We start from the raw sequence: 22,854 nt of genomic DNA on the forward strand, positions 1-22,854 counted from the left end.
CAAGCGAGGGTGTGTTTCGATGAAGTGAAGTAGACATGATCACATGACCTGAGTTGCACAATGGTCAGAAAGCCTAGGAGTCATGTCTTGCAGCGAGGTGGTATCGGTGTACGGGCACCTCAACCGGCGGGCGCCAACACTGCCTGTATATACCTATACCTGGCCCCATTAACCTGCGTGATAGCGTTTTTCATTGCCCGCCGGCCCATCGGCGGGCGTGAAGGAACGTATGAATATGCAAACCGACAACAGCCCGTTGCTCGCTCAACTGATTGATCACTCACGCCCGCCCGCTCCCGGTCGGGACGATTTCAAGACCGCCCTGCGGCGCCTCAACATCCACTCGATATTGGACATCGTACGTTTGTCCGAAGAGGCCTTTACCGAGCAACTGAAAAAGTACAACGATGACGATGCCCACACGGTGTATCTCAAGGCCCAGAACGCTGCCACGCAACTGGAAACCTTATTTCGCGAACAGCAAGTCTCGCCTCCCGCTTCTGCACCGCGCAATAAACGCAGTATCCCCCCCAAGACCAGCGCAATCTACCAGGCCTTGTTCCAGGAAAAGTGGGACCAGTTCTGCTCCAGTTCGTCTATTGCAGCGGTCGATTCGCCGATTGCCTACCTGCGGGCGCTCTATTTATTCGCCCTGCAGCTGGAAGAAAACACCAAGGACACCCGCGCACTCAAGCTGTCGCAGCGACGCCCGGAACTCAAAGACCTGGTACTCAACCAACATAGCGTTTCGGGCCAGGTTCCCATGTTGTCGATCGTCAACCAGATCCTGCTCAAAAATATCGCGCAGGCCAAAGAAGAAGATACCTATAAGGTGCTGAGTGAAACTTGGTACCCGTTTTCCCTGCCCTATCACTTCCACCATCAGCAATGCCAACAGGGCTTGTCGGGCGACAAGCCGGCGCTGGGTGAGTTGAACTATCGCATCAGTCGCCAGTTGCCGCTGGCGGAAGAAACCAGCAGTTACGGGCAGGTCGGCGAACAGAACAACGAGGTCCAATGTCAGTTATCGGGGTTGAGCCCTCAACAACAGACGCTGCTGAAAAGTAGCTGGGTAGCCGAAGCGGGCGCGAAAGCGTTCTATCACAACTATTACAACTGGAAGACTGATCTGATCGGACCGGCAAAACTCACTGACTTTCTGAGCCACACACAACTGGATGCCGACCAGCTTCAGGCACTGCTTGCACTACAGACTCAGTCACCACGCCAATCGCCTAACTGCAAGCAAGAAACCAGCCTCACCTACGGTGCGTGCTACATCAACGGCACGACCACACCCGCTATCAGCCTGGACAACGCCAAGCTGACCAACATCAGCCTTGAGCGCTTCGACAGGCTGCAACGCATGATTCGTCTACAGCGCTGGCTCGGCCTGCCTTTCGCGCAATTGGACACCCTGATAGTCAGCGCCATGCGCTGCGAAGGCAATCGCAACAACACGCTGCTGATCACCCATAACACCCTCCGGGCGCTGGGGGTCTTTTGCTATTTGAGCAAACGCTACACATTGCAAGCCGAAGAGTTCGCTGCCTGGCTTCATCAATTACCCGTTCATGCCTCAGGCGACCGCGTGTCATTGTTCGACCAGGTATTTAACCGCACCGGGTCCGCCCTGCCCCCCCTGTATCTGGACAGCGCTACGTTCGACGATACCACCCGGCAACAGCTCTGCGCTGGGTTGGGCCTGCAAGACACCCAGGATTCGCTTCAACTACTGATCAACCCCAACAAGCCTGCAACCCGTACGATCGAGACAGTCAGCGAGATCTATCGGCAAGCGAGAATCGCTCGCCTGTTTGGGGTATCGGTCGTGGAATGCCGACAACTGGTGCAAATGCTCGGGAATGCGAACCTTCTCATGCAGTTGCGCCACCCAACGTTACGCAACAAACCGAAGGGCATGACTGACTTTCTCGATGTGCTCATGCACCTGGAATGGGCCAGCCGTTGGTTTAAAGAAAACGGCAGCAGCCTGGCGTTGCTCAGATGCCAGCTATTGCTGGATCGCCAGGTCCAGGACCCGGTCATCAATCAGCTATTGAAGGAGTTCACCCACTATGACCAAGCGTCCCTTTCCAAAGCGTTGCAACCGCTTGATCTTCCTCAGCAACCCATTGACGAAAAAGATCGTTTACCCGCCGTTGACTGGGAAGTCTTGGCCTATACGGCGCTGCAACAGATGCGTCCCAGTAACAACATCGAGACAGCGCTCGATCACGTGCTCTCTTCCGTTCAAATCAGCACGGCGCCTGCCCGTACGACACAGTTGATCAACCAAGCGAAGTCCAAGCTCAACACATTGCTGAGCACGGTGCGTGATGAGTTGTGGTCTTTATATCTACGCCTTAAAGCAATCATCCAAGCCGTCCCACAAGCCCCAAGCGATGCCAACGGCTATCAGAAATACGACAATGACCAGCATTTCCTGCGTTTATATGCCCCCGCTGCTGCGCCGCTGCAAACCCTCAGTTATCTGATACTGCTGTTACCTCACGCCGCCGATATTCTGCAACTTCCCCTCAGCTCACAAGCACTTCACCAGTTCCTGGTCAATCCGCACTGGCTCACGCGTAAGTACAAGGCGCCCTCGCTGCTTGAACTGACCCCGTACAACCTCTACCTCATGCAGCAGTTCAAACATTGCATCCACCACTGCGGCCTGACGGAAGAGCAGCTTCTGAACTACTTCGAACACGCCAACGCCCTGCCCAACAGCGCAGCGAAAAACACCAGCGAAGACACGAACGAGCATCTCGCTCAACTTTTAGGTTGGAGTGCCAGTGAAATCGATGTCTTCAGCAACCAACTCAAACCTCCACGCATTACCTCAATGAACCGCCTGGACTGGGTGCTGCGCTGCCGCCAAGCCAGCATCGACACAGGCCTGCCTGCCAACATGCTGATTAAAGCCAGCGAACTGAAAGCCGATTCTGCGTTTGCTGACTGGAAGAGCGTCGGTGAGGCGATCACCAGTGCGTATCCATAACCCATTCACACACTACTCACATTCGACCTGTTCAAGGATTGATCATGTCTGACTCGCTTAATCAACAGCTCAATGAAAGCCTGCGCGACGCCATGCTCGCGTACTACCTGACCTACAAGGTACCTACCGACTTAAAGGAAAAGATCACCCTTGCCGACGACCTTTACGAATACTGGCTGCTCGACGTACAAGTCAGCCAAGCCGTACCGACCAGTCCGGTAGCCTGTGCCATCTCCAGCCTGCAGCAGTACATCACGCGCATCCAGCTCGGCCTGGAACCGGGCTATGAAAACCAGGGCATGACCGCACCACAAGACAAATTATGGCGCGAACAGTTACACACCTACGCACTCTGGAACGCCAACCAGCAGTTGCACTATCACCCCGCCAACTACTTGGACCCGACATTACGGCGTGACAAAACCGACAGCTTTGAGCAGTTGGAAAACGACCTGAGCCAGTATCGAATCCAAGCGGATACCGTCACCACGGCGGTTCAGAATTACCTGGCCAGGTTCGAGGAAACCGCCAACATACGCACGATCAACGGTTATATAGACGCCGATGTGGGCAACCTGTATGGCGGCATCTATTACTTCGTCGGTAAATCGAGCTCGGCAAACACCTATTACTGGCGCTCCCTCGACCTGTCCAAGCGCGCAGGCTCGGTACTTTTCCAGGACGCCTGGTCAGACTGGGAGAACATCAACTTGTCGGTGTCTGACGCCACCGCAGAGCAAAGTATCCGGCCGGTGTATTTCAATAACCGGCTATTTATCATCTGGGCCGAATGCATCAAACCCGCCCCCACCAGTTCCGTCCCACCGGCGCAAACAAATTCAGAGGAAAAAAAACAGCTGGCCGAATGGATCAACAGCCGCTACGTCAAGTTTCGCCTCAATTTTTCTTATAAAAAGCACGATGCCAGTTGGAGCGCACCCAAAGCGTGTATTGAGGAGCACTGTGCCACCGAAGACGTCAACGCATTGACCTCTGTCTTCCTGAAAACCATTACACAGACAGTGGCTATCGTCGACAGTAACGGCCCCCCTGTACTATTTTTAAGTGTCCTGGCCACCAGCCGTAAAGCCCCCAAACAGCAGGAGAATTTTATTGGCAAATTTTTCCAGGCTGTCCACATCGATCAGTCCTTCAATATCACCACCATCGCCGATGGCGGCAGCCCCGAGCGCTACAGCGTGCTGCCCGGCTCACAGGTGGAGGAGGAGATAAACCGGCTCCTGGAACACTTTGATCCGTCGCAGAAGAAAAAAGTGCAGGCTGTGGTTCAAGGCGAAGATCAAAGTGTGAGTGGATACTACAGCGAATTGCTGCCTGACACCGCTCGGCAATACCTCACGTTCTTTGCTCATAAAAACCAAGACAACTTGCAGTTCAAGGTAATGTCTCCAAACAAACACTCGATTTCCCCCACAGAGGAAACAATTACCGAAAACAACGACCATTGGAACTTTGAAAAAAATCGAGAAAAAATAAAAACCCCTGACGCCAGTGACGTCTCTTTTGATTCAAACACCAATGAACTCGTATTTACTTCCACCCTCAATGGCAATTTTCGGCAATCGTACAGTGTGACACTAACAAAAGCAGCGCCTAAAAATATCCGCATCGTACTGATAGTAGACGACGCTCTGGATGATCCGACAGCCACTCAGCTTAAACTGACCAGCGGCTCTCAAATTATCGGCCCAACTGACACGTTAAAAACTGATTTTTACGCTCTTTATTTTAAAAACACGGCCACGCATGATGAGTTCCCCAACGCTGTCCATACCGCGAGCGGGTTACTCATCGTCGCTCAGCCCAAAGACAAAGACACAGACACTATCTCGCTAGAAGATCATTACATCGATAAGAATGCGTTCATCAGCTTATATACAAGTACAGAAAATTCCATCCAGGTCACCATTGATCGCTACAGTAAATACACAGACGCAGACGCAGACAAAAAGACGTCACTGCACTCACAAAATACGTTGACTATCAAACGGCCCAACGTGAGCACCTCTGATTTGCGTGCCTACAAGCACATTATTATGAGAGCCAACTTTAAAGACTATCCATTCACCGAAAAAATCAATGCCAACTCACATAAAATCACCAACTATCAGGACGCTGTCCACGAAAGCCTCACCGGATCAACTCCCGAATTACCCACCGGGCATCGGGTCACGGCGCGTATTCCAGTAACCACGAAGGAAATAACGTCGGGCATCACCTTGATACACGGAGTGATGACGCTTGAGCCTACCAAAGAAGGCGACTCCACAATTCTCGGGTATAGCCTGAAAGCGACCACCTTGAAGTTGGCCGATTCCACCTCTGGCACACCGCTCACTCAACAACTGGCGCCGATGATCAAAAGGCTGACATCGGAAACACTCGGCACCGCCGAATTTATTGATTTCCCAACGAACACCTCTATCCCGCCTGCCGACACCCCGCTGCGCATTCGCATGAATACCTGTTTTGCCGGCAAGCTGGTCAAGGAGGCCAATGTCAGCCTTGAGCATTTGTTTTCGTTAACGCCCAAAACGTGGCAAGAACCTCCACTCACGCCAAGTGACGCGGCAGACGACATTGACTTTAATGGGGCTCACGGCAAGTACTTCTGGGAGCTGTTCCTGTACGTGCCCTGGCTGGTTGCCCACCGCCTGAATCAGGAGCAGCAGTATGTCGAAGCCCAAGCCTGGCTCAAATACATCTTCGACCCAAGGCGGTTGGCCGACAAGGCCAGCGAACGCCCTGCATTCTGGGGGTTCAACGAGCTCGTTCGTACAGGTCCGCTCGAAGGTTGCGTCAGCCACGACCCACACAAACTGGCGATTCGCTCACCGGTGCATTTTCGCAAAGCAATCTACCTGTTTTATCTCGATATACTGCTTAATCGTGGCGATGCCGCCTATCGGCAGCTCACCCCCGACAGCCTGACCCAAGCCAAACTCTGGTACACGCGAGCCAATCACTTTCTCGGGCCACGCCCCCGCGTCACCACCACTGAACCGTGGGATGAGATCACCCTCGAAAGTTTGGCGTCGAAGCGCTCTAAAGCTCTGGAAAAACTGGAGCAGGAAAACCCACCCATCAATGTCACCCCTGCGACCGAAGGCGCCGCACTGGCTTCGCTCACGGACACCGATAATCTGTGCCTACCCTTCAATACCGAGCTGGTAACGCGCTGGGACAAGCTCGAAAGTCGCCTGCATAACCTACGGTACAATCTCGACATCACCGGCAAACCCTTGCGCCTGTCGCTGTACGCAACTCCACTTTCACCGCTCAAACTGTTGGCCAGCCGCAACAGCGGAGCCTTCGGCGCAGGCGGCGCGGCGCCGTTCATTGACGCGCAAGTCGGCCATTATCGCTTCCAGATCATGCTGGGCCACGCACTCACGGCAACCGAGGCGGTGATTCAATTCGGCAACACGATGCTGAGCCTGATTGAGCGCAAGGAACAGACTGAATACCTGGAGTTGCAGCAACAACAAGCCTGGGACTTGGCCAATATCGTCGTAACCCAGCAACACCAGGCATTGTTGCTCGACGAGAAAAACCGCCAGGCACTCGGCGCCAGTCGGAGCATGATCGAATCGCGGATGCGCCACTACGAACACCTGCTCACCGAAGGCATCAGCCCCGCAGAAGCGCACGCAGGCCAACTCTACCTGATCAGTAGCGGATTCGAGACCGCAGGTTCCGCCGCCGCTGCAGGGGCCGGCATCGCAATGATAGCGCCGAACATCTTCGGTACAAGTACCGGCGGGTCGCGCTGGGAAGGCCCGTTCTATGCAGCCCAGGCCTTGGCCCAAGGCGTCGCGACGGCGTTGCGCGGCACTGCCGCAGACCTGGACCGCTCCCAGCAATTCAACCGTCGGGAGCAAGAATGGGCGCATGCCCAGGATCAGGCCCGACTCGAACTGGCCCAGGTCGATGCCCAGTTACAAGCCTATGCCGAGCAGGAAAAAGCCACGCGCCTGCAATTACGCCTGGCCGAGACTTCCCTGGCCCAGGCCTGGTCGAACTACCAATTGCTGGCCAAGCGTTTTACCAGGGCCCAACTGTATGACTGGCTCAATGCACAACTGAGCAAGTTCTACTACCAGGTTTATGACCTGAGCCTTTCCCTGTGCCGCACCGCACAAGCGTGCTGGCAGTACGAAGTCGCAGACTATGCGAGCACGTTTATCCAGCCCGGAGCCTGGAACAACAACTACCGCGGTTACCTGGCGGGTGAGGCCCTGAAGCTGTCGCTGTTGAAGATGAATGCGGCCTATTTGAACCATAACGTCCGGGACTTGGAGATCGTCAAGACCATCTCCCTGCGTCATCGCATGATCGATTGCAAAGTCACCACGCCCACAACAGGCACAACCGGCAGTCAATCATCGAGTACGCAAAACAAATGGGCCGAGCATAAACGACAACTGGTCGATACCGGCACGCTGTGCTTCATGTTGTCCGAGGCTCTGTTTGAAGAGGATTACCCCAACCACATCCTGCGGCGAATAAAAAGCATCAGTGTGTCGTTGCCCGCGACGCTAGCCCCCTATGAAGACATTAAGGCGATACTGACCCAGACCCACAACGAAATCGTATTGCCCGCAGGCGGGCGGCGCCGCGACATGCGTGCCCATCAGCAAATCGCACTGTCCACCGGACTGGATGACAACGGCCTGTTCACCCTCAACTTCGAGAGCAACGATCGCTACTTGCCTTTCGAATACACCGGGGCCATCTCCAACTGGACCTTGGAGTTCCCCAATCACACCCTGCAAAAAGCCGTACTCGAATCGATCAACGATATCGTCATCCACCTGCGTTACACCGCTAGGGTGCCGACGGTCAGCGGGGGCAAGGCATGAACGACGATACGCTCAACCTCCAAGTCAATACCCCGGCCCTGCCAAAAGGCGGCGGTGCCATTCAAGGCACGGGTAAGGGCTGGAGCGATATCGGCTCCAGTGGTACGGCAAGCTTTGAGATTCCCTTGCCGATCTCTCCCGCGCGCGGCTACGCACCCGCCATGTCGCTGACCTACCGAAGCGGCGCCGGTAACGGCCCCTTCGGATTGGGTTGGGAGGTTGCCCTGCCGGCCGTCAGCCGGCGTACCTCCCATGGCGTGCCGGCCTACACGGAGCACGACGTACTGGTGGGCCCCGACGCGCAAATATGGCTACCCGAGCGCGACGCTGAAGGGGCGATCGTCAGCCGTTCCACGACCTCTTTCAATGGTTTGCCACTGACCATCGCCTACACGGCCACCCGGTATTTCCCCAGGGTCCAGAGCCACTTCGACCGTATCGAACACTGGCAAACGGCAACCGACACGGCGGGTTTCTGGTTGATACAGAGTGCCGATGGCAGCCAGCACTTTTACGGAAAAACCTCGCTGGCCCGGATTGCCGATCCGGACCAGACGCACCATGTGGCGCAGTGGTTGCTGCAGGAAAGCCTGAATGCCCACGGCGAGCACATTTATTATCACTACACAAAAGAAACCGACAACGCGCGCTATCCCAGGGATTGTCGTGCCCGGCATTACCTGGAAAGTGTCTGCTATGGCAACTTCACCGCCAGGGAGCAAGAGCAGCTGTATCTGTGGCAGACCGAGGATAAACCGGACGTAGGCTGGCACTTCCAATTGCTCTTTGATTATGGCGAACGCTCCCTTGATCTGGAACAGCGGCCCACGTATCAGAAAACTCAGCAATGGCCTGTGCGACCCGATCCCTGCTCGGATTTTGCCTTTGGCTTCGAGTTACGCACCCTGCGCCGCTGCAGCCAGATTCTGATGTTTCACCACTTCCCTAAAGAAACAAAAATGGGCCTCGACCCCGTGCTGTCCAAGCGCCTGCTACTGCAATACCACACATCCAGCCATGTCAGCCTGTTGAGCGGGGTCCATGAGCAAGCCTTCGACAGCGCGGGCAATAGGGTGAGCCGCCCGCCGCTGGAGTGCCTTTATCAGTCGAGCCAACTCAACGTCGACCCGAGCCGCTACCAGGCATTTGGTGCATTTCCCAAGCTGCATGACGGCGCTCGTTATCAACTGGTGGATCTGTACGGCGAAGGCTTGCCCGGTGTGTTGTATCGCGCAGATAAAAGCTGGTATTACCGCGAACCGCAGCGGCCGCAAAACCCGCAAACTCGCGACCAGGTGAGCTACGGCGAGGCCGTGGAATTAACGCGGGTGCCGGTCGCCGACAGCACTCGCCCCTTCCATCAGGCGCTGGCCGATGTGGAGGGCGATGGGCGCTTGGACTGGCTGGTGGCCGGACCCGGGATGAACGGATTTTTCAGCCTGGACGAACAGCGCAACTGGTCAGCCTATACACCGTTCGATGCATTCCCCTCGGAGTTCTTCCACCCCCAGGGCATGCTTGCTGACTTGATGGGGGCAGGTCGTCATGACTTGGCGATGATCGGCCCGCGTAGCGTGCGCCTGTATGAAAATCGCCGCGCGTCCGGCTTCGCTCCCGCCACCGAGGTACCGCACACGCCCGACGATGGCCTGCCGATCATTTCCGCCTCGCCCAACGAACTGGTGGTGTTCAGCGATGTACTCGCCACAGGCCAACAGCATCTGGTGCGTATCCGGCATAACGAAGTGAAATGTTGGCCGAACCTGGGTCGCGGCCGTTTTGCCCAGGGGTTTGTATTGGCCACATTGCCGTTGCGTTATCAAACGTTCAACGCGGCGCATGTGCTGCTCGTCGACCTCAATGGCGGCGGCGCCGCAGACTTGCTGTATTTGAGCACCACTCATCTGAGTATTTTCCTCAACAAAGGCGGCAACGGCTTCGAGACAAAGGCGATCAACGTGCCGTGGCCAGAAGGCGTGCAGTATGACGACCACTGCCAGGTCAGCATTATCGACGTGCTCGGCCTGGGCTGTCCGAGCCTGATCCTGACCGCCGCCCACCAGACCCCCATCCATTGGCGCTACGACTTTTACAGCCAGAAGCCCTGGCTGCTCATACGCACCGACAACAACATGGGCGCTCAGGCTTCGATCAAATATCGCAGCAGTGCCCAGGAGTGGCTGGACGAAAAACGCGAGCTGCATGCCAAGGGCCAGCCTGCGATCAGCCAGTTACCCTTTGCGCTGCTGCTGGTCAGCCAACAAGCCCAACGAGACGAGATTACCGGCAACCAGTTGACCCAGCGCGTGAGTTATCGCCAGGCTTATTACGACCGCGTGGACCGTGAGTTTCGTGGCTTTGGGCTGTTGCTGCAAACCGACACCGACAGCCGCAAGGATGCCCCCCTCACGCAGGGTTCCAGCGCACCCTTGCTCAGCAAAACCTGGTTTCATACCGGGCGATCCCTTGACATGCCCAGCCTCGACCAGAGCACTCATGACCCACACGCCAAGGCTCTCGGCCGCACGCTGGTCAGCCGCTACAGGGGGACGGTTCAGGCAGAGCCGCTGGAGCATCATGACGACTTGATCAGCGACCCCGCACCGGCGCTGGCACGCGAGGTGGCCCGTGCACTCAGTGGCAGGGTGCTGCGGGTCGAACTGATGGCGGCGGACCCGGCACAAGGCGCCGTGCCCTACTCAGTCCAACACCAGCGGTATCTGGTCCGCGAACTCGCGCCGGCCAGTGCCCATACCCCTTACGCCCGGTTGCTGCCATTAGCCCTGGAGTCGATCAGCTATCAGTATGAAGGCGTGAAAGACGATCCCCTCTGCCAGCACCAGATCAATCTGCGCTGGGATGCCTATGGTTACCTGGTGCATGGCGTGTCCCTGCATTATGCCCGCCGTAGCACCGCCGAGAGCCCCCCGCCCGCCGTGCTGGTGGATGAGCACCAGCAGCGCTGGTGGCGCGATACCCATGACAACGCGCAACAGTTCTATTACCTGAGCGAAACGCTGGCGCAGCCTATTCATCTGGACGACGCACAGCAGTGGTGCCTGGGCTTGCCCTACCGCCAACGAGACAACGCCCTGGTGCTCGGCAAGGCACCGGCGCCTGGCGGGCTGGACCCTGCGCGTATCACCTATGAGGTGTTCATCGACACCCACGACGGGCCACTGGCCGCTGGGGCCAGGCGCACACTGAGCGGCTTGTCGGTGCAGCACTACCGGCAGGCCGGTGGTCTGGGTAAAACCCTGGCACCAGGCGTCGCCACTGCCCAGGCATTGACTGACTACCTGGAAACCGCCGAGCTGGATGACCAGGCCCTGAGCGCCTACAACGACATCCCGGCCATGCCCAACCAACCCAAGGTGGACCTGGTGCAAAAGCTCACCGACAGCGGCTATCACAGCATGGAGCTGTTTTTTCTCTTCAACGGTGAGGCGCCGCCCAAAGAAAACCGTCTGTGGTCGATTCGCCGGCATTTTCCCCGCTATGGCAAGGCCACCCAGTTTTATCGGATAAGGGCGCTGCGGGCCACCGAGGCCCATGGCGAAACAACGCTCAACTATGACCCCTATACGTTGCAAACCGTGCGCGTAAAAATGCCCGACGGTTGTGTGACCACGGCCGAATACGACTATCAAGTGATGCTGCCGATAAAAGTCGTCGACCCCAATGGCACTGTTCAAGAAGCGCTTTATGACGGTTTTGGGCAGTTGCTCGCCAGCACGTTTTACGGCAGTGAACAAGGCCTCAGAGTGGGTTTCGCTGCCCTGGAAAGCTACCGCACGCTCAACCATGTGACGCCCGAATTAGCCATCGAACAGGCGCAAAGCGTGTTGCAAGACATGGCCAGCGCGCACTGCTACGCCCCGTTCAGTTGGATGGGCAGCATCGACTTGGCCCTGGTCAAGCCTGAGTGGGTCACCAAGAACTATCTGCTCCCCAGCGGGCATATCCGCATGAGCGCGCGGGCGCGGCTGAGTGGTGGTCGCCAGCCCCTCGGCGACAGCGAAAAACAACTCAAGGCGTTGATCGATAAGGCCAGCCGCGTGCCGGTACACGGGCTCATGTCGCAAGCCGACCGCTACCCCGGCGATGCCGACCAACAGGTTCGCATGACCCTGACCTGCTGGGACGGCTTCGGCCGCTCGTTACAGACCAAGCAAAAGACCGAACCAGGCAAGGCCTATGCAGTGGACGACAAGGGCAACCTGCTGGTCGACGAGGTGGCGGATGCATCCGGCACCTTGAGCAAACAGCTGCGCCAAGTGGATGCCGACCCCCGGTGGCGCGTCAGCGAGCGTGTCGAATACAACAACAAGGGCTTGGTCATACGTGCCTATCGCCCCTATTTCGCCAATAGCCACACCTACGTCAATGATCACTCCATGCGTGAGCTGGGCCACAGCGACCGGCAATTGTATGACCCCCTCGGACGCCCGACGCAGACATTCACTGCAGGGGGATTCATGCGGCGTACCACCTATTGGGCCTGGTACACCGTCAATGAGGACGAAAACGACACCCATGAAGAGCTGAACGCAAGCCAAACTACTGACTGAAGAACCATGGGCCGCGGCGCCGGCCCATTCATCTTCTCCTCAGGATCGCCGGGCTGCGCCCCAGCGCGAGGCCAACGTTGTATACCCGCGCCGGGCAAACGTTACGAAAAAGCCGCGCCATTCGGTCAGTGATGCAATCACGCCGCGGGCAGCCATGACAATCGTTCGAGTGGTCCGGCTTTGTGCGGCCTGGGGCAGGCCCGTCAGCGCAACAGCCAATGCCTCGACACCGGACGCGGCCCAATGCGTCCACACCTGATTGAACATTCGGCTCAACCCACCGTGTATCGTCGCGGCAGGGTCCGGCATTTGCAGGGTCTGGCCATGGGGGTCGTGGGCAGCGGTCAGGTGACCGCCGCGAATCATCGTTCCCACCGCCCCGTCGTAGGCTTCTATTGCAGGTGAGACATTGGGTTGCATCAGCGCAGGCACTTGCCCGCCATAAACAGCATTGGCCACGGTAGCGAGGGCATAGGCCGCCGTCGTTCCGGCGGTACGCGTGACCCTGCCGCTCAGGGGCGTGCTGCCCCAGGAGATGCCAGTACCGTGCCCACGCAAGACTTGCTGCACCAGTTCCCTGGAGAGCGCGCGAACATGCCCGCCCAAACGCTGAACCGCCACCGGGTCCCAGCTGTGCTCGGCTTGATCACCTATCGAGTCGCCATACATGGCATAACCCATACCTGCGGCACCTGCAAAAACAGCACCGATCTGTGGCGCATAGTGCGTCCAGTTACCGACGATACCGGTGCTCATATGTGCCGAGGACACGGCATCAAGCACCGCCACGCTAATGCGCAAAATCTGGTTGCGTTGCGCCGTGGGCTGCAGGTTGCTGAAGATCGCCAGATCGACGCCCGTCGCGATGGCATTGGCGATATAGGTGGATAATCCATCGCGAATCGCGGCCGACGAGGCTGCTTGTATCCTGGGGCGCATAACCCGCCCTATATTCGCGAGCCTGCGACTGACGGAAAGCCTGCGTATTTGTTTGTCCTGCGGCTCCTCCAAAGCCGGTGTGGCGGCCAGCCCTTGCACATCGACCTGGGTGACTGGGTTACCGCCAACCATGGCGTACAGATTCAAGCCATCGGCATCGCCGGTCGGGTCCGGGCTGATCCAGCGGCATAACCACGGCGCGTAATACCTGAAGCCGTAGTAAGACAGCCCACTGGCATCGCGCTCCTTGCCCGAATAACGGATGAACCTGTAACTCGCCTCGCTGGAGCTTTTCGCCGCCCACCACGCGGTCCCGCCGTAAGGGTAATAACTTTCCTGGCTGAGCAGTTGCGCCTGCTCGCCCAACTCCAGGCTGCTGCTGCCCAAGTGGTCCGACAAGCCGTAACGGATCTGCGCCTCTTGGCGTCCTCCCGAAGGGTGGCGATCCCAAAGCAGGATGCGCACCGTGGTCGTACCGGCATCAAGGTTGAGTACATTCAGTTGCTCACCCGTTGCGCTGTCATGCCGAATTTCCAGCCCCGGCAAGTAGCGCACCTGGGCCGTATGCACCACGCCCCTGGCCTGGGAGACCCTGCGTTTGAGGATGCGCTGGCCCGCGGCATCGTAGGCGTAGCGTTCTTCATCGTCATTGCCGCCCTCGCGTCGCACCTGCGTGAGGCGCACCAGTTGATTGCGCACATCCCAGCTCATCTTGTGATCACCTGCCAACGCTTGCAGATTGCCGTTGCGGTCAAAGCCCTGGCCCAACCCCGGCGCGGTCTTGCCATCAGCCTGCGGCACAAAATGATTGCTGCCCGCGGCCACGCTCATCTGCCGCGTGAAGCCGGCGCCGCTGCTGGGCACATGTTGCAACTTGAGCAAATTGCCGGCGGCGTCATACCAAAATCGCTGGGTGTAGCGACGCCATACGCTGTCGTCAGTCGAGCCAAACGTCACATTCGCCGGCAACGCCGGGCCTCCCGTGTTACCGGCGGTTTCGCGGCCAGTGGCTTTGGTCAGTTGCGATAACGAGTCGTACTCATAGAGGCTGGCCGAACTGATTCGGGTGTTGCTCGACCATTGCGTCGGCTGGGCAAGGTCGTCGATCCGCACGATGTTGCCAACGCCGTCATAGTCGTAGCGCAGGTCTTGCAACGCTGCGCCCGGTTGTGCGGGTAGATGGGCAGTCATTTGCAGCAAGCGACCGTCAAACTCACGGTATTGCATGGCACGCACAACGCCGTTGCCGGCGCGTTCGCTGAGCACCTGACCCGCTGCGTTGTAGTCCCGCTGGCCCAGCACCTGCGTACGCACGCCGCCCTTGGGCGTCACAACAATACTCGCCGGTTGGCCGTCAATGCCGTAGGCGTAGTCAAAGCGATTGCCCTTGGCGTCCGTGTGATGCAGGCGCTCACCCAGCGCGTTAAACCCAATGGATGTCTGGAACCTCTCGGGCTCCAGGCGCACCTCGCGTTGTGCAGCGGGCTGCGGCCAATCCAGCGTGGCATCCGCCTGCCGAAAGCGTCGGATCTGCTGAGCAACTTCTGCGTGCAGCCCATACCGCTCGTGGAACAACGAGCCGCCGCCGTCATCGTGGCGAACCACCCGGCCACAGCGGTTGCGCGCAGCCTCCTCATCCGAGGACACGGCATAGGCAAGACGCTCGACGCACAACGCTTGCTCGTCACTGGCCGCCTGCTCGAAGACGGCGATCGGCCGCAGATATTGATCGTAGTGATGAGCCTGGTGAGCACCCCGGCCATCCCATTCTTCGAGTAGATGCCCGGCTTCCCCCAGCAGCGTCAGTCGCCAGCCGGCATCCACGCTGTGGGTGCGCAACGCTTGTCCACCAAGGCTATAGACCGTGCGTTGATTAGGCGCGGTGTCGGGTTGTGACCGTGACAACTGCAACAGACGTGGGTCCCATTGTTCAATCATCAAGCCTGTACTGCCAAAGACCTGACGATGAATGCGCACCTGCGGTTCAACCTCCGCGCTTGAGCGGTGGTAATTGACGTTACGAACAATTAACCCACGTGGGTCGACTGCGACCAGGGACGGTGTGTTTCGATGGATGGAATCAGACATGATCTCAAGACCTTATTGCTGAATAAGTAGTCCTGAAAGCCTAGGGACGGGGGGGCGAGAAAGGTGGTGCAGGAGGATGCTTTTGTGTGTCCGGGTACTGGCATCGCCCCGCCCCGCTCACGCGGGTCGAGGCGGCGCTCTTGAAGATCAAATGTGGCAGGGGCCCGCTCCCATAGGGTATGTGCTCACATGCCGAGGCGTTTGGTCAGCGTGCCGCCCGCCCTGATACCCCGGGACGCCGCGGGGTGTAGCGACGCCAGGCAGACGCGTTTGACTCCCAAGGCGCGTCGACCCGTTGTTGGTTTTGATAGAACCTCACGCGGCCTGCCAGTTGCGTCCTGTGCCGATAGAGCCAGCGCAGCTCGGAAGCCGTAGCAGATACCCCCTGCTTGCTGATGACGGCTCCTATGTCCAAATTGTCGAGAGCGAAATGGACCACCGCCGCACTGTGCAAGCTGGTCAAGGTTTCCAAAGCGGACTTGCTGCTTCGAGTGACGATCTTTTGCTGGATGGTCAAAAGGTCTGTGCCAATGTATTGGTGAGCCGTCGCTACAAGTGAATATTTGCCTGCGCCAAGATCACTGACAAACTTCCTTGCGAATTGCTGGTTGCAGGCAGTTGACGTACACCCTGAGTACTTCAAAACAATGCCCTCGTAAAACGGCCGGACGCCGACCGAAAGCTGCTCAATGAGCTCAGCCTTGAGTTCGTTAGCTTTCGCTGGATCGTCTGGGTTTTGCGTCAAGTCTCTGAAGAGGTCCGCATTCGCGTTGCGAAAAGCAGAGAAGGCGCGAACGGGAGGCGCCAGCCCGGCAGTCCAGCGCTGCAGTTCCGCGCCTGAAAAATAGGCCACCATCGCATCCCCCCGCGCACTCAGCTTCGACCAGAAACTCCTGTAGGCAGTAATTGTGGCGGCCAGGCCGAAAATGATATCCCCTCGACTGGGCTGGAATTGCTCGCCAAACGTCGTTTGCGTGCCACCGGCATCCCTGAACCCCACGGGATTGCCCCGGACCATCGCATACAGGTTCAAGCCGTCCACATCGCCCATCGGGTCCGGGCTGATCCAACGCTGCAACCACGGCGCGTAATAACGGGCGCCGTAGTAATACAAGCCCGTGGCATCGCGCTCCTTGTCCGAGTAACGACGAACCTTGTGGTCCCCCCGAATACGATTGCTGGTTGCCCACCACGCCGTTGCGCCATAAGGATAGTAATGCTCCTGGCTCAACAACCGAGCCTGTTCGTCCAGTTCCAGCGCACAGCTCTTGAGGTGATCCAGAATGCTGAATCGCAACTGATGGGCGCTCATCTCGCCGGGCTTACCCGACTCCCATTGCACCACGGTGACTCGCCCACCGCCCGTATCGATGTCCAGCACATTGAAGCGCTGTGTGCTTTGCTTGTGGACCTGCAGGCCTGGCAGGTAATAGGTTCCCTGGGTGTAAGGTTTTGTACGCGCTTCACGGCTGCGCACCTTGAGTGCGCGCAGGCCTTGACTGTCATACAGGTAACTCTCCACATCCGGGTCACCGTTCTCACGCTGTACCTGGGTGGTGTAGGTCAATTGGTTGCGCACATCCCAGACGGCCTGCTGTACGCCGTCGAGCGACAATTGATTGCCATTGGCATCGAACGCTTCATCCCATTGAACCTGCCGCCCTTGCACTGCAGGCAGGGCGCGGTTGCTGAACGCAGCGACCCGCATTTCGCGGGTATAGCCTGTGCCGCTGGAGGGCACGTGTCGAAGGCGCGTCAAATTGCCCGCCGCATCATAGGCATAATGCTGGGTGTAATTGCGCCACAGCCCCCGATCCGTCGCCCCGAACTGCACCGCGGTCGGGAGCTTCTGGCCGCCAGTGTTGGCGCTGTTTTCCCGGCCGCTGGCCTGGATCAACTGATAAAGCGTGTCGTACTGGTATCGACTGATTGCGTCGATCCGGGCGTTGCTGTGCCATTGAGTCGGCTGGACCAGATCGCTAAGACTGAGAATGTTGCCCACTGGGTCGTATTCATAAACAAGCTGCTGCAACGGCGCGGCGGCCTGCCCTTTACGATAGACCTTAAGTTCCAGCAACCGGCCATCTTGCTCGCAATAACGGGCGACTTTAGTGACATCATTACCCGCCCGCTCGGACACGATCTGGCCGCCGGCATTATAAGCGCGCTGATCCATTAACACCTGGCGCTCGCCATCCTTCAACGTCAGCGCCACTTCTGCCGGCCAGCCCTGTTGCCCATAGCGCCACTGTTGGCGGTTGTCCTTGGCGTCGGTCTGCTCAAGCAGCGCACCCAATGCATCGTAACGCCAGGTAGTGGTATAGGCCTGGCGTTCCACTAGCAGATCTTGGGCCTCATCGCTTTGTGGCCAGTCGACCAGCGCGGTGTCGGCGCGAAACCGCCTGGTTTGCTTGATGACGCGTTGATCGATCCCGTACGCCTCCATCAGCAGAACGCCTGCCGGGTCCGTATGCCGAATCAGCCGTGCGCAGCGATTACCGACGGCCTCGGCAGGGACTGCGGGCGCGTAGGTCATACGCTCGACACAACGGGGTGACGAGTCCTCTGCCGATTGTTCGAACACCGCCACAGGACGCAGCGAACGGTCATAGCGAAACGCTTGATGGGCGCCACGTGAGTCCCAGCTATACAGGCGCTGCCGCGCTGCGCCGTGCAAGAGCAGGCGCCAGCCGGCATCCGCACTCAGGGTACGCACGGCCTCGCCGGAGAGGCTATAAAGGTTCGATTGCGCCGCCACCCCGGTCGAGCCGAGGGCGAACTGACGTGGGTCCCACTGTTCCAGTAAGAAACCACTGACCCCAAACACTTGGCGATTGACGCGCGGCTGTGGGGAGTGCGCAAGCGTTGCGCGGTGATACTGCACAGTGCGCACGGCTAACCCGCGAGGGTCAATGGCCGTCAAGGTAGGTGTATTTCGATGAAGAGCGTTAGACATGAATTCATGACCTGTTTGCACTAAGGTCAAAAAATCCTAGAGGTCTCGGCATTGGGAAGGGGGTATTGAAGACGGCCTTTTGTAACCAGATCCTGATAGCACCTATCGAGACCAGCAGGTTGGCACCTGCCGGTCTCAAAGGTTTTCAGTGCCCGCCGGCGCAGGTCGGCGAGGCCGGGGCTGCGTCGATGGTCGCCCATTCTTCAGGCGTGTAGGTATGCAGCGCCAGCGCATGGAACTCGCTCATCAGGCTACCCAGGGTGGCGTAGACCTTCTGGTGGCGCTTGACGCGGTTGAGCCCCTCGAACTGCTGGCTGACCAGCACGGCCTTGAAGTGGGTCTGCAACCCACGGCTGTGCATGTGGCTTTCATCCAGCACGCTCAAATGTTCCGGGGCCAGGGCGGCAAGGGCCGTTTCGATACGCTGTTGCATGGTCATTCCTGCTTACTTCTTCTTGGCCGGTGCGGCGGCTTTGGGCGCCAGCTCGTTGGTCATGTCTTCCAACAGCTTGTTCACCACCGGTACGGCGCTTTCCAGCTTGGCCTGGGTCATCTGGGCCGATTGCTGGGTCAGCTGGGGCATTTTTTCCAGGACTTTCTTACCCAGTGGCGACTGATAGAACGCTACCAGGTCCTTGAGTTCGGATTCACTGAAGTTGGTGGTGTAGAGCTTGACCATGTCTGGCTTGAGCTTCGGCCAGCCGATGGCCTGGTCCAGAGCGGCGTTGGCCTTGGCCTGGTAGCTGTCCAGTACGGACTGCTTGGCGGCAGGCGCCTTGGTCTGTTCGAAACGCTGGGCGAACATTTGCTGCACTTGCATGTACACCGGGGTCCCCAGCTTGTCAGCATGGGCCAGGGTAAGGAAGGCTTCGGCACTGGCGTTGTGGCTGGCGGTATCGGCAAGAACCTGGCCGCTGGCGCAAACCAGAGCAACCGCGGTACAGATGGCACGAAGACGAGTCATCGAGTTTCCTTTTCTAGCAGGCGAGGTAAGACCCCAAGGGCGACCATTCTGCGCCTAAAAAACCTCGCGGCTCAACCCCACCCCATGGCAAGCCCCGGTTTCACGGGGCGCGGTGACACAAAAGCGCTTTTAGGGAACCCACGCTGGCCGCCAGGGCCTAAACTGACCAATCACGACAACATAAGGAGGGTGACCGATGAGCCGTATCGAAACCGACAGCCTGGGGGAAGTACAGGTCCCTGATGACGCCTATTGGGGCGCGCAAACCCAACGTTCGCTGGTCAATTTCGCGATTGGCGAGCAGCGCATGCCGCTGGCGGTATTGCATGCCCTGGCCTTGATCAAGAAGGCTGCGGCACGGGTCAACGACCGTAACGGCGACCTGCCCGCCGACATCGCCCGCCTGATCGAGCAGGCTGCCGACGAGGTCCTGGACGGCCAGCATGACGACCAGTTCCCGCTGGTGGTCTGGCAGACCGGCAGTGGCACCCAGAGCAACATGAACGCCAACGAAGTGATCGCCGGCCGCGCCAACGAGTTGGCCGGCAACAACCGTGGCGGCAAGAGCCCGGTGCACCCTAACGATCACGTCAACCGCTCCCAGAGTTCCAACGACTGCTTCCCCACCGCCATGAGCATTGCTGCGGTGCAAGCGGTGAACAGGCAACTGCTGCCGGCGATCGCCACCTTGTCCGGCGGCCTGGCGGAGTTGGCCGCGCGGCATATGAAGTTGGTCAAGACCGGCCGTACCCACATGATGGACGCTACGCCGATCACCTTCGGCCAGGAGCTGTCGGCGTTTATCGCCCAGCTCGATTACGCCGAGCGTGCGATCCGCAGCGCCCTGCCCGCGGTGTGCGAGCTGGCCCAGGGCGGCACCGCCGTCGGCACCGGCCTCAATGCGCCCCATGGTTTTGGCGAGGCGATTGCCTCCGAACTGGCCGCATTGTCAGGCTTTCCTTTTGTCACCGCGCCGAACAAATTCGCCGCCCTCTCCGGCCATGAGCCGCTGGTGACCCTGCACGGCGCGCTGAAAACCCTGGCCGTGGCGCTGATGAAGATCGCCAACGACCTGCGCCTGCTGGGTTCCGGCCCTCGCGCCGGGCTGGCCGAAGTCAAGTTGCCGGCCAACGAACCGGGCAGTTCGATCATGCCCGGCAAGGTCAACCCCACCCAATGCGAAGCGCTGTCGATGCTGGCCTGCCAGGTGCTGGGCAACGACGTGACCATCGGCATGGCCGCCAGCCAGGGGCACTTGCAGTTGAACGTGTACAAACCGGTGATCATCCACAACCTGCTGGAGTCGATCCGCCTGCTGGCCGATGGCTGCAACAACTTCCAGGAGCATTGCATTGCCGGCCTCGAACCCGACGCCGTGCAAATGGCCCAGCACCTGGAGCGTGGGCTGATGCTGGTCACTGCACTCAACCCGCATATCGGCTACGACAAGTCGGCCGAGATCGCCAAGAAGGCTTACGCCGAAGGGCTGACACTGCGTGAGGCTGCACTGGAGCTGGGCTACCTTACCGAGGCCGAGTTTGACCAGTGGGTGCGCCCGGAAAACATGGTAGACGCAGGCCATTGATCGCACCTACGCCTGCGCGTTGAACGCGTCTACTGTCAACTTTCACAGCTATCTATGTCAGCCAGCCCGAGGCCTAATCAAAGCTCATCGGAGCTGGCGACACGGCTATGAAACGCATCTACGCACTGACCGGTATCTTGCTATTGGCCGCCGGCCTGGTCTGGGCGGGTTTTCGATACCTGGCCGACAACCCGGCATTGAAGCCATACCCAGTCATCCTGAACCCGCCCGCAACAGCGCCGACTCGGCACGAACTGGTCATTTTCTATTCAGGCGACAGGGGCTGGGCGCCGCTGGAGCAGGCAGTGAGCCGCAATTTAAATGAACGTGGCTACGGTGTATTAGGCATCAGTACGCAAGCATATTTCTGGCATGAACAACCAGTGGCTGACTCGGCGGCACAACTGGACGGCCTGATCACGGTTTACCGCAAGATTTGGAATGCTCCGCGGGTGTGGCTGGTCGGCTACTCTTTCGGTGCAAATGTCTTGCCTTCGCTCATCGATCACCTCAAGCCCGAAAACCGAGCACGCATCACGCAATTGACATTGCTGGACCCCACTGAGGATGTGTTCCTCGAAATAGAACTGGGCGACGACATGAACGTGGGCTGGTTCAACCGAATCAGCCAGTCCTATCGACAACTGCGCAAACCCGTCCTGCACCATGATCCATTGCCCGCGCTGTATCCGTTGGAAGGGCAAATACCCGTCAATTGCTTCCACTCCACTGAAAATGCTGATGGTTTATGCAGTTTGTCGTCACGTCCAGCGTGGATAACCATAACCAGGATCGACGGCAGCCACACCTTCAATGGCGATTTCGACGGTTTGGCCCAACGCCTTATCGAACAGCATCCAGATGTACGCGACGCGCTCTGAGCCCGGCCAGCAGTGATGGAGCCAGCGCCACGGTCGCCGAGCCCAACACCACCACCAGTGCGCCGGTATACCCCACGGCATTGATCTGTTCTGCCTGCACATAGTCAGGCCACAGCCAGGCCGCCACTGCCACCGCCACAAAGGTCACCAACGGCGTCAACGCCAGGGTCGCACTGACCCGCGAGGCTTCCCAATGCGCCAGGGCTTCGGCAAATGCGCCGTAGGCCACCAGCGTATTCATGCAGCACGCCAGCAGCAGCCACCCTTGCAACGGGCTCAATTGCAACGCCTCCAGCGGATGTGCCCAGGGCGTGAGCAACAGCGCACACGACAGGTAGATCACCATCATCACCTGCAGCGAATTCCACACCGTCAGCAACTGCTTCTGCCCCAGGGCATAGAACACCCAGATGGTGGTGGCGAGCAGGATCGTCAGCACACCGGCGGTGTAAGTGCCCATGGACGTCAGCAACTCCGCCAGGCGTTGGTTGAAGAACAAGCCAAAGCCTGCGATCAGCACCATCAGCCCCACTCCCTGCCCCAGGCTGAAGCGCTCCTTGAACACAAACACACTGGCTACCATCAGAAAGATCGGCCCCATCTGCACCACCAACTGCGCCGTGCCTGGGCTGAGCATTTTCAGGCCCACCAGGTACAGCACGTAGTTGCCCACCAGGCCACACACCGCCATGCCCACCAGCCAACCACCCTTGGGGCCAAGCACTTTGCGGCTGGGCAGGCGTTTGGTAGCGGCCAGGTAAACGAACAGGCAAGTGCCCGCTACCACGAGGCGAAACCAAGTCACGGTGATCGGGTCCATCACCTGCAACACTTGCTTGAGCTTGATCGGAAGAATGCCCCACAGAAACGCGGTCAGCAGGGTCAGGAAAAAACCATAGACCCAGCGGCCGGAAGAAATGTGCATGAGAGCCCCAGATGCCAGAGGAAGTGGAGCAGGCATTCTAGGGGCAAGTCACTGA

Annotated in this window: 10 protein-coding genes; 5 read left to right on the forward strand and 5 right to left on the reverse strand. The window is 58.6% G+C overall.

What is annotated here, in order from left to right:
• Positions 1–235: 235 nt before the first annotated feature.
• Genes N2A98_RS17990 through N2A98_RS18000 form a run of 3 tightly spaced genes read left to right on the forward strand, consistent with a single transcriptional unit; the run spans position 236 to position 12,461 of the window.
• Positions 236–3,007: a Tc toxin subunit A gene (locus N2A98_RS17990; RefSeq protein WP_256858964.1), complete on the forward strand. Its 2,772-nt coding sequence runs from the start codon at positions 236–238 to the stop codon at positions 3,005–3,007.
• 44 nt (positions 3,008–3,051) lie between these two features.
• Entirely contained in the window at positions 3,052–7,890 is a 4,839-nt protein-coding gene (locus N2A98_RS17995) for a neuraminidase-like domain-containing protein (RefSeq protein WP_275622453.1), read from the forward strand.
• Positions 7,887–12,461, forward strand: coding sequence for a SpvB/TcaC N-terminal domain-containing protein (locus N2A98_RS18000; RefSeq protein ID WP_275622454.1), 4,575 nt, complete (start codon positions 7,887–7,889; stop codon positions 12,459–12,461). The genes N2A98_RS17995 and N2A98_RS18000 overlap by 4 nt, the downstream gene beginning before the upstream one ends.
• A 39-nt stretch (positions 12,462–12,500) precedes the next feature.
• On the opposite strand, the gene N2A98_RS18005 is transcribed toward N2A98_RS18000, so the two are convergent.
• The 4 genes from N2A98_RS18005 to N2A98_RS18020 form a co-directional block, all read right to left on the reverse strand.
• Positions 12,501–15,488, reverse strand: a complete 2,988-nt coding sequence (locus N2A98_RS18005) for an RHS repeat-associated core domain-containing protein (protein WP_275622455.1) — start codon at positions 15,486–15,488, stop codon at positions 12,501–12,503.
• A gap of 205 nt (positions 15,489–15,693) precedes the next feature.
• Positions 15,694–18,444: an RHS repeat-associated core domain-containing protein gene (locus N2A98_RS18010; protein WP_275622456.1), complete on the reverse strand. Its 2,751-nt coding sequence runs from the start codon at positions 18,442–18,444 to the stop codon at positions 15,694–15,696.
• Positions 18,445–18,589: 145 nt separating this feature from the next.
• Positions 18,590–18,883, reverse strand: a complete 294-nt coding sequence (locus N2A98_RS18015) for a BolA family protein (protein ID WP_038450988.1) — start codon at positions 18,881–18,883, stop codon at positions 18,590–18,592.
• 6 nt (positions 18,884–18,889) lie between these two features.
• Positions 18,890–19,408, reverse strand: coding sequence for a DUF2059 domain-containing protein (locus N2A98_RS18020; protein WP_014719258.1), 519 nt, complete (start codon positions 19,406–19,408; stop codon positions 18,890–18,892).
• Positions 19,409–19,604: 196 nt separating this feature from the next.
• Between N2A98_RS18020 and N2A98_RS18025 the strand changes: the two genes are divergently transcribed.
• Together N2A98_RS18025 and N2A98_RS18030 are read left to right on the forward strand one after the other, a co-directional pair.
• Positions 19,605–20,993, forward strand: a complete 1,389-nt coding sequence (locus N2A98_RS18025; protein WP_275622457.1) for a class II fumarate hydratase — start codon at positions 19,605–19,607, stop codon at positions 20,991–20,993.
• A 107-nt stretch (positions 20,994–21,100) separates the two neighbouring features.
• Entirely contained in the window at positions 21,101–21,874 is a 774-nt protein-coding gene (locus N2A98_RS18030) for an AcvB/VirJ family lysyl-phosphatidylglycerol hydrolase (RefSeq protein ID WP_052439813.1), read from the forward strand.
• On the opposite strand, the gene N2A98_RS18035 is transcribed toward N2A98_RS18030, so the two are convergent.
• Entirely contained in the window at positions 21,837–22,799 is a 963-nt protein-coding gene (locus N2A98_RS18035) for a DMT family transporter (protein ID WP_078803536.1), read from the reverse strand. The genes N2A98_RS18030 and N2A98_RS18035 overlap by 38 nt on opposite strands.
• Between the last annotated feature and the right edge of the window lie 55 nt (positions 22,800–22,854).

The sequence above is a fragment of the Pseudomonas sp. FJ2-5-13 genome, from assembly GCF_029201605.1.
Taxonomy (GTDB): domain Bacteria; phylum Pseudomonadota; class Gammaproteobacteria; order Pseudomonadales; family Pseudomonadaceae; genus Aquipseudomonas; species Aquipseudomonas lactis.